Raw genomic sequence first — 15,404 nt, 5'->3', positions numbered from 1 at the left:
GCCCGCTGGTAGGGCGTGCTTAGGAAATAACTTAGGGAATATAAAGGAATAACTAGATGGATTTTAATTCACTCATCGAGCACCCCGAGGTGCTCTTACTGGTGCTCGCGCCGCTGTTTTTTGTCTGTATCCTGGCCGAATGGTATCTGGGGGATCGTCGCGGTCGCCTGCCGGACAATGCCCGTTATCATCTGCCCGAGGTGGTGTGTAACTTCACCCTGGCGGGCCTGCATCAGGGGGCGGATATTCTCACCGGGCTGCTGATCGCCAAGCTCTATCTGTGGGCATTCGGCTGGCGCCTCTTCGATATTCAGATGGGGCTGGGCAGCTTTATCGCACTGATTATTGCCCAGGACTTCTGTTATTACTGGTTCCACCGCGCTAGCCACAGGGTGCGCTGGATGTGGGCGGCGCACGTGGCGCACCACAGCTCTGAGCGAATGAACTTCAGCACCGCCTTCAGGCAGAGTCTGATGTACCCCCTTGCCGGCATGTGGATCTTCTGGCTGCCGCTGGTCCTAGTCGGCTTCGATCCTAACTGGGTGGTGTTTGCCGTGCTGCTTAACCTGGGACTGCAGTTTTTTGTCCATACCCAGGCGATCAAGACCCTTGGGCCCCTGGAGTGGGTGTTTAACACGCCATCCCATCACAGGGTGCACCATGGGCGCAACCCACAATATATCGACAAGAACTACGCCGGGGTGTTGATCATCTGGGATCGCCTGTTTGGCACCTATGTTAAGGAAGAAGAGACGGTGGAGTATGGTATCACCAAGCCGGTGAACAGTTTTAATCCGCTGGTGGTGACCTTCAGTGAGTGGCGCGACATGTTTCGTGAGGCCTTTGCGCCCGGACTCAGTATGAAGCAGAGGTTAGCGCTGCTGTTTGCGCCGCCGGCGGCCGCCGAGGCGGGTGAAGAGGTGGACGATGCTGGGCCTGAGCACAAGCTGGTCTCTTAGTATGTTGGTTTAAGAAGAGAGGGATTTAGCGAAAACTATCGCTAGGTCGAGGTCGTCAGTCTAAGCGTCACTCAGCTTTATCCAGCAAATAAAAAACAGGGCTAAGGCCCTGTTTTTTGTATTCGCTTCGATGGCTGGAGGCTCGGGCGGGTTCGCCGCGTTACTTGTCTGCCCCCTGAGGAGACTTGATGGCCCTTAAGATCACAAACTTGCCGTTAGCTGCCGCGGTTGTGCAGTTCTTAAAGATCCGCTTGAGCTTGACGTGGTACCCCAGATGGCGATTGCCGACCACCTGCAACATGCCGCCCGGCCTGAGCCTATGGTAGGCGTCTAAAAACATCTGCCAGGCGATATGGTCTGTGATCGCTTCCCCCTGATGAAAAGGCGGGTTACAGAGTACCAGATCCGGTTTCACCTCATCGCCCAGATGTGTCAGGCAGTCGTCCCAGTGAAAGTGTCCCTGAGGTTGTGGCTGCTCAGGGTCATCGAGCTTATTGGCCTGCCAGTTTTGTTTCGCCGAGGTGATGGCCATCTCAGAGTCATCCACAAAATGTACCTGTGCATTTGGGTAGCACTGCTTGGCCCTCAGCCCCAGGATACCGTTGCCGCAGCCAAGATCCACTATGGTGTCGAACTGTCCCTCTGGCAGGTTATCCAGCATGATGCGCGCCCCGATATCCAGCTTGTTGGCGGCGAAGACATTGCTGAGGTTGCTGATGGTGAGGTTAAACTCCTTCACCGGCCAGCTGACCTCTTTCGGTAGCGCTCTGGGCTTGCCGTCGGCGATACAGGTGATCACCCGGGTCTTCTTCCAGGCCAGACTGGCGGTGGCGGGGCCCAGGTGCTTGGTGATGGTCTCCAGCAGTGTCTTGTTGATTGCCTTGGTCTTGGCACCGATATAGACAGGCGTATCGGGCGCCAGGCTTTGTGACAGGCGTTGTAGCTGGTGGACAAAATAGTTGAGGTTTTTAGGCAGCTTCATCAGCACCAGGGCTATGCATTTAGGCGGCAGTTCACGACTGTTGAGCCAGGCGAGATTGGTATAGCTTAACCCATTGGCACTGAAGTTATGCAGCGTACCTAGCTGGCTGGTCTTGGCATCTGTCTCGACCCAGATGGGCCAGTCGGCCTCACTGGAAGTAAGGGCGGTGCACAGGGCGCCGAAACTGTCGTTGACAACGGCCGTGTTGGCTTTGGGTTGCTCAATCTCCTTTAGGTGTTTTATCAGGTGCTCGTCGGCCGCATCCCAGGCCTGCAGGTTAGAGACCTGATTGGCGGGATAACGGGAGAGACTCAGCTCGATATCGGCAACGGAGAATTGAGTTGTCATGGCTAGGCTGCTACTTTGAAAATTGGGGCCGAGATTATCGCAGATTTGCCCCGACAGGTATATGCCTGGCGAGATGTGATTGAGTGAGATGTGATTGGGCGAGGTATGAGCGCGTAAGCAGGAAAAGACAGATGCAACAGCGACAGAAAGGGTTTGAGTTTGGCGATATGGAGAACCAGGCCGCAGATGAAGGCGGCGAGGCGGAGCTAGCCTCTAAGCCGCCTATTACCCTGATACCAGGCTATCTCAATCAGGCGCAGCAGCAGGCGTTGATCCATGAGGCTGAACACTACCCCTTCACTCGCCCCGAGATAAGGATTTTCGGCCGCACTCATCCTATCCCCAGACGCCAGGTATGGTTTGGCGACGACGGCTGCGACTATCTCTATTCTGGCCTCTTCATTCGCGCTGAGCCCTGGCCCAAGTATGCCCTGCGACTGCGGGAAAAACTTCAGCGCGACTTTGGCCTGGTAAGCAACGGCGTCTTGGTCAATCACTATCGTGACGGTAGCGATACCATGGGCTGGCACAGCGACGATGAGGCGGAGATAGTGCCAGGTTCGGATATCGCCTCTGTAACCCTGGGGGTCAGCCGCCCCTTCTTTCTGCGCCACAACGAGAGCAAGACTAAGGTCGAGTTGATGCTCAATAGCGGCGATCTGCTGATCATGCACTGGCCCATGCAGTCGAGCTGGCAACATGCGCTACCCAAACGAGCCAAGGTGACTCGGCCTAGGCTAAACTTGACCTATCGGCATTTAATTCCACACTTTCATCAGGGATAAAGTGATCGCGCCGAGGCGGGAAGTGTAAGCTAGCTCTCACCTTTGAGTTGGTGAAAGTTTTATTCTCATCGTGAGCAGGTGTGTCGCACAATGTCTGTGGGACCCGATAATCACCAGAAGGAGTTGCTTATGAATAAGATGTTCGTGACCACGGTAACGGGTGTCGTTACCCCTGGGGTTGTTAAGGCGATGGCTAATCTGACCCGAGAGGCAGGTGGCGAGTGGTTAAGCAGCAAGGTGATCAAGATGGATGCCTGGTTTGCCGCCATGATGAAGGTGGCGATCGCTCAGGATAAGGTCTCCTCACTGCAGGCCGATTTTGTGCAGCAATTTCCTGAGCTGACCTTTAGCTTTAGCGACATGGCCGAGGTTTTGAGTGAGCACACCCGCAGCCTGAGATTCAATGTCGACTGCTCAGACAGGCCCGGCCTGACCCGGGAGATCGTCGATATCCTCTCTAACCTGGATCTCGAGGTGGAGCAGATGGAATGCAACCGGGTCCATGTGTCTACCCTGGGGCAGACGGTATTCTCCGCCAAGTTGGCCGTATCCGTGCCCGATGAGATCAGCGGCGACAGCATCATCGAGCTGTTGGAAAACGTCTCCCAAGATGCCAGAGTCAGCCTGACCTAAGCTAGAGGCAAGGGCTGTGGGTTAAGTGATCACCTGCGGAGTCTGGGTGATGAAGAGTTGATCTTTGTTGCCACTCACAGTACTCTGCGGCCACTTAAGTTTTCTATTCGATAGAGACGATAGCCATGTCAGTAAAACAGCAGATAATCGATACGCTCACCCAAGTCTTAGCCCCTGTTCATCTTGAGGTGATCAACGAGAGCGACAACCATCATGTGCCGCCGAATTCGGAGACCCATTTTAAGGTGATCGTCGCCAGCGCCGTATTTGAAGGCCAGCGCCTTATCGGCCGTCACCGAGCGGTTAATGAGGCGCTGAAGGCGCAGTTTGACGCCGGGCTGCACGCCTTGTCTATGCATACCTTTACGCCCGAAGAGTGGGACCAAGAAGTACAGGTACCTAACTCACCTAAATGCAAAGGCTAATGCCTAAATCTGGGCGATAATTGAAGACCACAAGGGCTAGCACTCTTGTGGTTTTTGTCTTTATGGCCTTGAGCTAAGTTCACTTTACTTTCCCCGGCACCTACCGCATATTGTGTAGGTCTATCGTGGCGCAAGGGAGCATCTTGTCGCCGCACGCCATACTGGTGCTCGGCATGTCGGCCAATCGATAGTTTGAGCATCACTATTTTGGGAGAATAATAATGCCGTTACTCGACAGCTTCACCGTAGATCATACCCGCATGAACGCACCTGCCGTGCGCGTTGCCAAGACGATGACCACGCCTAAGGGCGATACCATTACCGTCTTCGATCTGCGTTTTTGTGTACCCAATAAAGAGATCCTGAGCGAGCGCGGCATTCATACTCTGGAGCATCTCTTTGCCGGATTTATGCGTGACCACCTCAACAGCGATCGCGTCGAGATCATCGATATCTCCCCCATGGGATGTCGTACCGGCTTCTACATGAGCCTTATCGGCACGCCAAGAGAGGCAGAGGTGGCCGAGTGTTGGCTGGCCGCCATGGAAGATGTGCTCAAGGTAAAACAGCAGTCGGAGATCCCTGAGCTAAACGAATACCAGTGCGGTACCTATCAGATGCACTCGTTAGAGCAGGCCAAGGAGATAGCCAGAAACATCATCGCCGCCGGGGTGAATGTGAATCTCAACGATGACCTTAAGCTCAGCGATGAGATCCTAAAAGGCTTGTAATTCCGTTTGGGGAATTGGCTTTATCTGGGTGGTTAAACGTCATAAAAAGCAGCTTAGGCTGCTTTTTATCTCTCAGTATCTTCTTTTGGGCGGTTAGAGGTCGCTGCGCCAAGCGGCATTATTGCTCAAGTTAACACCGACTTCTGGATGAGTTTGGCTTATCGGGTGGTTAAACTTTAGTCGAACAGTCCGGCTTTTTGTTGGTTTTTTATGCGGTAAAAATGGGCTAAAAAAGATGCCCTCGGCGGCGCCATTTTGCTTCGTAAATCCATATAACCCTGCTAGGACAGGGGGCTAAATTAATTTCCGTTTACCTAAATCATAAAAATCTCTCTAACTGTGATCTATTCCTCACTGTAAAAATCCCCGCATCCCTTTTAAAACACCCGTATTTTTCATGGCGATAAGCATTTATTTACGGTAAAATGCGCCCGACCAGCGTGATTGCGATCGCATTTCTGTAATAAATCTGCGCTAGCTCAATGCGATAGCTGATGTTTGAAATCTATCTCATTTAGCAGGAACGCGACGCATTATCTTTCCTTCATAAACGTAGTGCTTGTGGATATGATTACAATAAAGAAAGGATTGGACCTGCCTATAACAGGCGGACCAGAGCAAGTTATCCATAATGGCCCAGCCATTAAACACGTAGCTACTTTGGGTGAAGAGTATATTGGCCTGCGCCCCACGATGAAGATCAAAGTGGGTGATAAAGTGCAGAAGGGTCAGGTGATTTTTGAAGACAAAAAGAATCCTGGCGTTAAATATACTGCTTTAGCCAGTGGCACCATCTCAGAAATTAACCGGGGCGCCCAGCGTGTTCTTCAGTCTGTCGTGATCGACGTAGAGGGAGACGACAGCGTTTCCTTCGCTAAGTACGATGCCGCAGCGTTAGACACCCTAGAGCCGCAACTTGTACGCGACAACCTGATCGAGTCAGGTATGTGGCCTGCATTGCGTACGCGTCCTTTCAGCAAAGCACCAGCAGTTGACTCAACGCCTGCCGGTATTTTTGTGACCGCTATCGATACCCAACCGCTTGCTGCCGATCCTGCCGTTATCATTAACGAGCACAAGGAAGACTTTGCCAATGGCTTAAGAGTCCTTGCACGATTGACAGAAGGTAAGGTGTATCTGTGTAAGGCACCAGGAGCCGATATTCCTGCGGCCAACGCACAAGTCGAAGAGTTTGCCGGTCCGCACCCTGCGGGTCTAGCTGGCACTCATATCCATTTTGTTCTGCCTGCATCGGCTAAGCGTACCGTTTGGCATGTTGGCTATCAAGATGTGATCGCAATCGGTCAACTATTTACTACTGGTGAGCTAAACACTCAGCGCGTGGTGGCGGTTGCAGGTCCTAAGGCGCTTAAGCCTAGACTCGTTCGTACTCAGAGCGGTGCTTCTATTACCGAGCTTACTGCCGGTGAGGCTGCCGACGGTGATGTACGCGTTATCGCAGGTTCTGTGCTTTCTGGTAAGACAGCGACCGGCCCACACGCCTACTTGGGACGTTTCTTTAACCAGGTTTCTCTGCTTGAAGAAGGCCGCGATCAAGAATTTATTGGCTGGGCAATGCCTGGTGCCAATAAGTTCTCTATCACGCGCGCTTTCCTGGGTCACCTGTCACCGTCTCGTCTGTTTAACATGACGACCAGTACAGGGGGCTCTGATCGTGCCATGGTGCCTATCGGCAACTATGAGCGCGTTATGCCTCTCGACATTCTTCCTACCATGCTATTGCGTGACCTAGTGTCAGGCGATACCGACGGCGCAGCTGCCTTAGGCGCGTTAGAGTTAGACGAAGAAGATTTGGCACTATGTACTTTCGTATGTCCTGGTAAGTATGACTACGCGTCGTACCTACGCGACTGCCTAGATACGATTGTGAGGGAAGGCTAATGGGCTTGAAACAGTTTTTCAAAAGTATTGAACCCCAGTTTGAAAAGGGCGGGAAATACGAGAAATGGTATGCGCTGTTCGAAGCGGCATACACGGTATTTTATACCCCAGGTCACGTAAACAAGGGTCGTACCCATGTGCGTGATAACTTAGACCTGAAGCGTATGATGATTACGGTTTGGGCCTGTGCATTCCCTGCGATGTTCGTGGGTATGTACAACGTAGGTCTTCAGGCACAAGAAGCCCTGATGGCTGGCTTTGCCACGCCTGATACCTGGCAGGTGGCTCTGTTTGGCCTGTTCGGTACCGAACTGACGGCTGACTCTGGTGTGGCTGCCCTGATGTGGTATGGCGCCTGTTGGTTCCTGCCTATCTACGCGGTGACCTTCGCCGTCGGTGGTATCTGGGAAGTCCTGTTCGCCACAGTGCGTGGTCACGAAGTTAACGAAGGTTTCTTCGTTACCTCTATCCTGTTTGCCCTGACACTGCCGGCAACCATTCCACTATGGATGGTCGCACTAGGTATCACCTTCGGTGTGGTCGTGGCTAAAGAGATCTTCGGTGGTACCGGACGTAACTTCCTTAACCCAGCATTGGCCGGTCGTGCCTTCCTGTTCTTCGCTTACCCGCTAAACATGTCAGGCGATACCACTTGGGTGGTTGCTGACGGTTTCTCTGGTGCGACGGCGCTGAGTCAAGCGGCACAGGGCACACTGGAATATGGCTTTAACCAAGCTTGGTGGGATGCCTTCCTAGGTTTCATTCCTGGTTCTGTTGGTGAAGTTTCTACTCTGGCGATTCTGCTGGGTGGTCTGGTGATCATCTACACCCGTATCGCATCATGGCGCATCGTTGGTGGTGTGATGGTCGGTATGATTGCCGTATCACTGCTGCTTAACGCAATCGGTAGCGACACTAACCCAATGTTTGCAATGCCTTGGTATTGGCACATGGTACTGGGTGGCTTTGCCTTCGGTATGATGTTTATGGCGACTGACCCAGTTTCTGCGTCTTTCACCAACCAAGCGAAGTGGGCGTACGGTATTTTGATTGGTGCTATGGCCGTATTCATCCGTGTCATTAACCCTGCTTTCCCAGAAGGTATGATGTTGGCCATCCTGTTTGCCAACCTATTTGCGCCGCTATTCGACCACTTCGTGGTTCAAGCGAATATCAAGCGGAGGATTGCTCGTGGCTAGTAATAAAGATTCGTTCGGTAGAACGCTGTTTGTTGTTGTTGGATTATGTTTTATCTGTTCGGTATTCGTTTCTACTGCGGCCGTACTGCTTAAGCCAACTCAGCAAGAAAACAAATTGCTTGATAAGCAAAAGTACATTCTTGAAGCCGCTGGCCTGGTAGACACTAAGTCTGGTGAAGTCAGCAAGGCTGAGATCCTCAAGACTTACGACAAGTATGTAGAAGCTAAGCTGGTTGACCTTAAGTCTGGCGACTGGGTTGAAGGCGATGCCAACACATTCGACACCGAAAAGGCGGCTCGTACTGTAGAGACCTCTTTCAAGCCAGAGAACGACATCGCTTCTGTTAAGCGTGTGGCGAACAAGGGCGTGATTTACCTGGTACGCGATGACGCTGGTGCACTACAGACAGTGATCATCCCTGTTAAGGGTTATGGCCTGTGGTCAACCATGTATGCCTTCCTGGCCGTTGAGTCTGATCTGAACACGGTTCGCAGCCTGGTTTACTACGACTTTACCGGTTCGGGTGAAACTCCTGGTCTGGGTGGTGAAGTACAGAATCCTAAGTGGATCGCCAAGTGGAAGGGTAAGAAGCTTTATGATGACCAAGGCAACCTGGCTATCAAAGTCACTAAGAACCCTGCCGTTGCAGAGACAGTTCACGGTGTTGACGCACTATCTGGTGCAACACTGACCAGTAACGGTGTACAGCACTCACTGGATTTCTGGTTGGGTAAAGAAGGTTTTGCACGTTTTCTTGAAAAGGCGCGCAACGGAGGGCTTAGCTAATGGCTGACGCAAAAGAACTTAAACAGGTTCTGACTGGACCTATCATTAGTAACAACCCGATTGCGTTGCAGATCCTGGGTGTATGTAGTGCCCTGGCGGTAACCAGTAAGATGGAAACTGCCTTGGTAATGACCATCGCTCTGACTGCCGTAACGGCCTTGTCTAACTTGTTCATCTCTATGATACGTAACCACATTCCAAGCAGTGTGCGTATTATCGTTCAGATGACCATTATCGCTTCGCTGGTGATCGTGGTTGACCAGGTACTGCAAGCTTACGCCTATGACGTGGCTAAACAGCTGTCGGTATTCGTGGGTCTGATCATCACCAACTGTATCGTAATGGGTCGCGCCGAAGCTTACGCTATGAAGACGCCGCCTATGATGAGCTTCATGGACGGTATCGGTAACGGTCTGGGTTATGGTGCCATCTTGTTGTCAGTTGGCTTCGTGCGTGAATTGTTTGGTAACGGTTCGCTATTTGGTGTCGAGATCCTAAGCAAGATCTCTGACGGTGGCTGGTATCAGCCAAACGGTCTGCTCCTGCTGCCACCAAGTGCGTTCTTCCTGATTGCATCGTTGATCTGGATTATCCGTACCATCAAGCCAGAGCAAGTTGAAGCAAAAGGATAAGCGTAATGGAACATTATATTAGTCTATTAATCCGTTCTGTTTTCATTGAAAACATGGCGTTATCCTTCTTCCTTGGTATGTGTACCTTCTTGGCTGTGTCTAAGAAAGTCACCACGGCCATGGGCTTAGGTGTTGCCGTAATCGTGGTATTGGCAATTTCAGTACCTGTTAACCAAATCATCTATCAGGGTATTTTGGCACCGGGCGCCTTGGCCTGGGCTGGCGTACCCGATGCAGACCTGAGCTTCCTTAAGTTCATCACCTTCATCGGTGTGATCGCGGCGCTGGTTCAAATCCTTGAGATGGCATTGGATAAGTATTTCCCACCGCTATACAACGCGCTGGGGATCTTCCTACCGCTGATCACAGTAAACTGTGCGATTTTCGGTGCGGTTTCTTTCATGGTTGAGCGTGACTACAACCTGGGTGAAAGTTTAGTGTTTGGCATAGGTTCAGGTATCGGTTGGGCACTTGCAATTGTGCTGCTAGCTGGTATCCGTGAGAAGTTAAAATATGCTGATGTCCCTAATGGTCTGCGTGGTCTAGGTATTACCTTCGTGACTGCGGGTTTGATGGCGCTAGGTTTCATGTCGTTCTCAGGTGTGTCTCTGTAAAAGAGACACCTTAACGGCTTCTGATTTTGAACCTTTAAGGATAAGTTAATGGGTATTATTGAATCTACTCCAATCGATGTATACCTCGGTGTGAGTATGTTTACAGCCATCGTACTGGTCTTGGTATTGGTGATTCTATTCGCCAAATCAAAACTGGTTCCGAGTGGCGATATTACTATCGGCATCAACGAAGATGCAGATAAAGCAATTAAAACACCTGCGGGCGGCAAACTACTGGGCGCACTGGCTGATAACGGTATCTTCGTATCGTCGGCTTGTGGTGGCGGTGGTTCTTGTGGCCAGTGTAAGGTGATCGTTAAGTCTGGCGGCGGTGATATTCTGCCAACAGAACTCGACCATATCTCTAAGGGCGATGCCCGTAACGGTTGTCGTCTGTCTTGTCAGGTCAACGTTAAGTCAGATATGGAGATCGAACTGGAAGAAGAGATCTTCGGTATCAAGAAGTGGGAATGTGAAGTTATCTCTAACGATAACAAGGCAACCTTCATTAAAGAGCTTAAGCTGGCTATCCCTGATGGCGAGTCTGTGCCTTTCCGTGCCGGTGGTTACATTCAGATCGAGGCGCCTGCGCACCATGTTAAGTACGCCGATTTCGACGTACCAGAAGAATATCGTGGTGACTGGGAGCACTTTGGCTTCTTCAAGCTGGAGTCTAAGGTAGACGAAGAGACAATCCGTGCGTACTCAATGGCGAACTATCCTGAAGAGGAAGGTATCATCATGCTGAACGTACGTATCGCGACACCGCCTCCACGTAACCTGTCTCTGCCTTGCGGTAAGATGTCTTCATACATCTGGAGCCTGAAGGCTGGCGACAAGGTGACTATCTCTGGCCCATTCGGTGAGTTCTTCGCGAAAGACACCGATGCCGAGATGGTATTCATCGGTGGTGGTGCAGGTATGGCACCAATGCGTTCACACATCTTCGACCAGCTCAAGCGTCTTAAGTCTAAGCGTAAGATGAGCTTCTGGTACGGTGCGCGTTCTAAGCGTGAGATGTTCTACGTTGAAGATTTCGATGGCCTGGCGGCCGAGAATGATAACTTCGTATGGCACGTGGCCCTGTCTGACCCACAACCCGAAGATAACTGGGATGGTTACACAGGCTTCATCCATAACGTACTGTATGAAAACTACCTACGTGACCACGAAGCGCCAGAAGATTGTGAGTTCTACATGTGTGGACCTCCAATGATGAACGCGGCGGTTATCGGCATGCTTAAAGATCTTGGCGTTGAAGATGAAAACATCCTGCTGGATGACTTCGGCGGCTAAGCAATCATTCTTGTGATACTATTGCCGTGATTATCGTGCTCCCTAAGGCGCCAATGGCCCTTAGGGAGTGTGTTACCGGGTTATCATTAAGGACAGTGGTCAATATGTATAAGACCTTTATCAAGGGGTTAGTCCTGGCGGGACTAGCCTTTTTTATTTCGGCCTGTAGCCAACCTGTCAAGATGATTACTATGTCTGGACAGACCATGGGCACCACCTACCACATCAAATTTGTCGGCGATAAACAGATGCCCGACGAGCAGCTGCTGCAGGCGGAGATCGACCTGGCGCTGGAGCAGGTGAACGATCAGATGTCCACCTACCGTAAAGACTCTGAGCTGTCGCGCTTCAATCAGATGACACTCGAATCTAGCCTGGCGGTATCGCCAGACACGGCCAAGGTAGTGCAGACGGGGATCGACCTCTACCGTAAGACCGACGGCGCCCTGGATATCACCCTGGGCCCGCTGGTAAACCTCTGGGGCTTCGGTCCCGACAAGCGTCCGACTCGCGTGCCGAGCGCCGAGCTGATCGCCGAAACCAAGGTCAAGACGGGTATCGAGTATCTTAAGGTCGATGGCCTTAAGCTGAGCAAGACCAATCCTGCCCTGTATGTCGACCTTTCCTCCATCGCCAAGGGCTTTGGGGTCGACAAGGTGGCCAGCCTACTGAGCAAGTATCACCCCAAAGGCTATCTGGTGGAGATTGGCGGCGAGATTAGCCTTTATGGCGTCAAGGCCGATGACAGCCCCTGGGTGATCGCCGTCGAGCAGCCAGATGAAGATGAGCGCGTGGTGCAGCAGGTGATTGAGCCGGGCAATATGGCCATGGCAACCTCGGGCGACTATCGCAACTATTACGAGGAAGAGGGGCAGCGCTTTACCCATATTATCGATCCCCGTAATGGCTATCCTATCGACCATAAGCTTGCCTCAGTTACCGTGCTGGCCAAGGAGAGCATGATTGCCGACGGTTATGCCACCGCCATGATGGTGCTGGGTACCCAGGCTTCGCTGGCACTGGCCGAGCGTGAGCATCTGGCAGTCATGTTGATCGAGAAGCAAGCGCAAGGTTTCAAGGTCTACTATAGCGATGCCTTTAAGCCCTACGTGGGTTTGTGATAGAATAGGCGCCACTGGTGCGCGGGCTCGTTTAAACATGGTGGCCGGGCGCATTCTAAAATGTTAGTTGAATAGCTAGTCAAATAGTTAGACACATAAGCGCAGCAGTGACTTATGTGTATCTGGAGTCAGTGATGAGCACTTTTTTAGCGGCTTTTGTGGTATTGCTACTGTTTTTCGTTCTTATGTCTATCGGCTACTTGGTGAAGCAGAAGGCTGTCGCCGGCAGTTGTGGTGGCTTGGGTGCCCTCGGTATCGAGAAGGCCTGTGACTGTGACGACCCATGCGATAAGCGTAAGGCGAAGATGGCCGAAGAAGAGGCCCGTCGCGAGAAGCTGGCCAAAGATCGTATTATCTAGCGAACGCCAGTGAGCGTCTGAACTAAAGGTCCCATTCGGGGCCTTTTTTGTTACCCCGTTTTTCTGCTCATGCCTATATCAAGCCCCATCTTTTTTGGGCATCGTCCTTAAGACTCTGGATTCATTGTCTTTAATCATCTTGCTAATCAAAGCGCGAATGAGAATGATTTTCTTTGGTAACCGATTGAAACTTAATGTTTATTTGTAATTGGGTGAAAATTGCTCTAGGCTTAAATATTGATTTAGATCAAATCTTACTAAGGAGATCAAATGAAGGGTCATCCGAACGTCATTCGTCAGTTAAACAAGATACTGACCTTCGAATTGACGGCCATTAACCAGTACTTTTTGCACGCACGCATGTACAAAAATTGGGGTCTGGAAGAGCTCAATGAGAAGTGCTACAAGAAGTCGATCAAAGATATGAAGCATGCCGACAAGTTGATTGAGCGTGTGCTGTTTCTCGAGGGGCTCCCTAACCTGCAACAACTTGAGAAGTTGCGCATAGGCGAGAATCCAGAGGAGATGTTGCAGTGTGACAAGACCATGCTCGAAGAGCAGTTGGTCGAGCTGCGCAGCGTGATCGCCCTGTGTGAGACGGAGCGGGATTATGTGAGCCGTGAGATCCTCGAAGACCTGCTCGAAGATGAGGAGGAGTATCTGGACTGGATAGAGGCCCAGCAAGATCTCATTAAGATGACAGGCATTCAGAATTACCTGCAGTCGCAGATAGAGTCGGAATAGGGAGAGAAGAATGAAAGGCAATCAGGAAGTGATCGACACCCTCAACAAGCTGCTCACCGGTGAGTTGTCGGCGATGGATCAATATTTCGTCCACGGCTTGATGTATGAAGACTGGGGCCTTGACGAGCTGCACGAGCGTATCTCCCATGAGTCTGACGACGAACGTGAACACGCCAAGAAGCTGGTTCAGCGTATCTTGTTCCTCGAGGGTAAGCCGGATGTCGCCAGTCGCGAGGCGCTGAACATAGGTAAAGATCCCCAGGAGATGTTGCAGAATGATCTCAACTATGAGTATCAGGTGGCGGCCAACCTGCGTGAAGCCATCGCCCTGTGCGAGGAGAAACAAGATTACGTCTCCCGTGAGCTGCTAGAGGTCTTACTGGAAGAGACCGAATCTGACCATATGTACTGGCTAGAGAAACAGCTAGGCCTCATCGACAAGGTTGGCCTGCAGAACTACCTTCAGTCTAAGATGTAAGCGGCCCAAGGCGCGCCGCTTCACCTTAGTCATCAAAGATGAAATCGAGATAAAGCCACCTTAGGGTGGCTTTTTGCTGTCAGTCATTCAATGCCTTATTGGCTGCTATTCGAGCTTAGGCTATCAACCGCTCGGGAAGTGATTGAATACTGTTTAAATGCACAGTATTCTTGGCGATGGAGGTATTAAGGTGAAAAAGATTATTCATGTAGACATGGACTGTTTCTTTGCGGCGGTCGAGATGCGTGATTTTCCCGAGCTCAGGGGCAAGCCCATCGCCGTGGGTGGACGCAGCGATCGCCGTGGCGTCATCAGCACCTGTAACTATGAGGCGCGCAAGTTTGGTGTGCGCTCGGCCATGGCCTCCGCCTATGCCCTCAAGCTCTGCCCGGATCTCATTCTGGTGCCCGGGCGTATGTCAGTCTACAAGGAGGTATCGGCGCAGATCCGTGAGGTGTTTGCCCGCTATACCGAATTAATCGAGCCGTTGTCGCTGGATGAAGCCTATCTGGATGTCAGCGATTGTAGCCGGCATCAGGGTTCGGCCACATTAATTGCCGAGGCGATTCGTCGGGAGATCTTCGAGGCTACCGGACTCACCGCCTCCGCCGGTATCGCACCGGTGAAGTTTCTGGCCAAGATCGCCTCGGATCTCAACAAGCCTAATGGCCAGTATGTGATCACCCCACAGATGATCCCCGAATTTGTGAAGACCCTGCCGCTGATTAAGATACCCGGCGTCGGCAAGGTGACGGCCGCTAAGCTCGAAGCCATGGGGCTCAACACCTGCGCCGACGTGCAGGCCTGCAGCCGTCAGAGTCTGGCGGATCGCTTCGGCAAGTTTGGTGGCGTGCTTTACGACAGGGCGCAGGGGATAGACCCCCGCGGCATTTCCCCGCACAGGGAGCGCAAATCGGTTGGGGTAGAGACCACGCTCGCCAAAGATATCTATACCTATGAGCAGTGCCAGGCGGTGATGCCCCAGCTTATCCAGGAGCTGTCCGGGCGTATCAGTCGCAGCGCCAAGTCGCGCCGCATTCATAAGCAGGTGGTTAAGCTTAAGTTTGACGATTTCAAGCAGACCACCATAGAGCAGCGTAGCGACGAGGTATCGGTGAAGCTGTTTTACGACCTGCTCACTCAGGCACTGGAGCGCCGCGCCGGCCGCGGTATTCGCCTGCTTGGGGTGTCGGTGGGACTCGAGAGTGAGCTCGCTCATGCAGGGCTGGATGAGGCCGAGCATGGTGCGCAGATGGATCTCGGGTTTTAGCGTTAACCCTATTACCCTTTTTAGCTTGTAGCTTGTAGCTTGTAGCTTGTAGCTTGTAGCTTGTAGCTTGTAGCTTGTAGCTTGTAGCTTGTAGCTTGTAGCTTGTAGCTTGTAGCTTGTAGCTTGTAGCTTGTAGCTT

At 51.9% G+C, this 15,404-nt stretch carries 17 protein-coding genes; 16 read left to right on the top strand and 1 reads right to left on the bottom strand.

Annotated elements, in window-relative coordinates; genetic code table 11:
• Positions 1 to 56: 56 nt before the first annotated feature.
• The gene (locus tag L2731_RS17775) at positions 57 to 959 is read left to right on the top strand and encodes a sterol desaturase family protein (RefSeq protein ID WP_249254721.1); all 903 of its coding nucleotides are present in this window, start codon (positions 57 to 59) and stop codon (positions 957 to 959) included.
• Between the two features lie 160 nt (positions 960 to 1,119).
• Here the strand turns inward: L2731_RS17775 and L2731_RS17770 are convergent, their stop codons facing one another.
• Positions 1,120 to 2,289: a methyltransferase gene (locus tag L2731_RS17770; RefSeq protein ID WP_249254720.1), complete on the bottom strand. Its 1,170-nt coding sequence runs from the start codon at positions 2,287 to 2,289 to the stop codon at positions 1,120 to 1,122.
• 131 nt (positions 2,290 to 2,420) lie between these two features.
• Between L2731_RS17770 and L2731_RS17765 the strand changes: the two genes are divergently transcribed.
• From L2731_RS17765 to dinB, 15 genes are all read left to right on the top strand, one after another.
• A complete protein-coding gene (locus L2731_RS17765; RefSeq protein WP_415837081.1) occupies positions 2,421 to 3,074 on the top strand; it encodes an alpha-ketoglutarate-dependent dioxygenase AlkB family protein in 654 nt (217 codons plus the stop codon).
• Positions 3,075 to 3,203: 129 nt separating this feature from the next.
• Positions 3,204 to 3,707, top strand: coding sequence for an ACT domain-containing protein (locus L2731_RS17760; RefSeq protein ID WP_239851886.1), 504 nt, complete (start codon positions 3,204 to 3,206; stop codon positions 3,705 to 3,707).
• A 125-nt stretch (positions 3,708 to 3,832) separates the two neighbouring features.
• Positions 3,833 to 4,132 (top strand): BolA family protein, encoded by a 300-nt coding sequence (locus L2731_RS17755; protein ID WP_144203703.1) that lies wholly within the window; start codon positions 3,833 to 3,835, stop codon positions 4,130 to 4,132.
• Between the two features lie 221 nt (positions 4,133 to 4,353).
• Positions 4,354 to 4,863 carry an S-ribosylhomocysteine lyase gene (luxS, locus tag L2731_RS17750; RefSeq protein WP_239851883.1) on the top strand — a complete coding sequence of 170 codons (510 nt, stop codon included), beginning with the start codon at positions 4,354 to 4,356 and terminating at the stop codon, positions 4,861 to 4,863.
• A gap of 567 nt (positions 4,864 to 5,430) precedes the next feature.
• Positions 5,431 to 6,765, top strand: coding sequence for a Na(+)-translocating NADH-quinone reductase subunit A (locus L2731_RS17745; RefSeq protein WP_239882883.1), 1,335 nt, complete (start codon positions 5,431 to 5,433; stop codon positions 6,763 to 6,765).
• Positions 6,765 to 7,964 (top strand): NADH:ubiquinone reductase (Na(+)-transporting) subunit B, encoded by a 1,200-nt coding sequence (locus L2731_RS17740; protein WP_041509073.1) that lies wholly within the window; start codon positions 6,765 to 6,767, stop codon positions 7,962 to 7,964. The genes L2731_RS17745 and L2731_RS17740 overlap by 1 nt, the downstream gene beginning before the upstream one ends.
• Positions 7,957 to 8,751, top strand: coding sequence for a Na(+)-translocating NADH-quinone reductase subunit C (locus tag L2731_RS17735; RefSeq protein ID WP_041509161.1), 795 nt, complete (start codon positions 7,957 to 7,959; stop codon positions 8,749 to 8,751). Before L2731_RS17740 ends, L2731_RS17735 begins: the two co-directional genes overlap by 8 nt.
• Positions 8,751 to 9,383 (top strand): NADH:ubiquinone reductase (Na(+)-transporting) subunit D, encoded by a 633-nt coding sequence (locus L2731_RS17730; protein WP_041509074.1) that lies wholly within the window; start codon positions 8,751 to 8,753, stop codon positions 9,381 to 9,383. The genes L2731_RS17735 and L2731_RS17730 overlap by 1 nt, the downstream gene beginning before the upstream one ends.
• Before the next feature lie 5 nt (positions 9,384 to 9,388).
• Positions 9,389 to 9,997: an NADH:ubiquinone reductase (Na(+)-transporting) subunit E gene (nqrE, locus tag L2731_RS17725; RefSeq protein ID WP_011866674.1), complete on the top strand. Its 609-nt coding sequence runs from the start codon at positions 9,389 to 9,391 to the stop codon at positions 9,995 to 9,997.
• Between the two features lie 48 nt (positions 9,998 to 10,045).
• Entirely contained in the window at positions 10,046 to 11,293 is a 1,248-nt protein-coding gene (gene nqrF / locus L2731_RS17720) for an NADH:ubiquinone reductase (Na(+)-transporting) subunit F (RefSeq protein WP_220081535.1), read from the top strand.
• 104 nt (positions 11,294 to 11,397) lie between these two features.
• A complete protein-coding gene (locus L2731_RS17715; RefSeq protein WP_249254719.1) occupies positions 11,398 to 12,414 on the top strand; it encodes an FAD:protein FMN transferase in 1,017 nt (338 codons plus the stop codon).
• Positions 12,415 to 12,548: 134 nt separating this feature from the next.
• A complete protein-coding gene (gene nqrM / locus L2731_RS17710; protein ID WP_011866671.1) occupies positions 12,549 to 12,773 on the top strand; it encodes a (Na+)-NQR maturation NqrM in 225 nt (74 codons plus the stop codon).
• A gap of 270 nt (positions 12,774 to 13,043) precedes the next feature.
• A complete protein-coding gene (gene bfr, locus L2731_RS17705; protein ID WP_160797998.1) occupies positions 13,044 to 13,517 on the top strand; it encodes a bacterioferritin in 474 nt (157 codons plus the stop codon).
• A gap of 10 nt (positions 13,518 to 13,527) precedes the next feature.
• Complete coding sequence (bfr, locus tag L2731_RS17700) at positions 13,528 to 13,995, top strand: bacterioferritin (RefSeq protein ID WP_249254718.1); 468 nt, start codon at positions 13,528 to 13,530, stop codon at positions 13,993 to 13,995.
• 190 nt (positions 13,996 to 14,185) lie between these two features.
• Positions 14,186 to 15,265, top strand: a complete 1,080-nt coding sequence (gene dinB / locus L2731_RS17695; RefSeq protein ID WP_249254717.1) for a DNA polymerase IV — start codon at positions 14,186 to 14,188, stop codon at positions 15,263 to 15,265.
• Positions 15,266 to 15,404: the final 139 nt, after the last annotated feature.

Origin of the sequence: Shewanella aquimarina, assembly GCF_023349185.1 — a bacterium.
GTDB lineage: Bacteria > Pseudomonadota > Gammaproteobacteria > Enterobacterales > Shewanellaceae > Shewanella > Shewanella aquimarina.
This window is presented reverse-complemented; position numbering and strand designations above follow the sequence as displayed.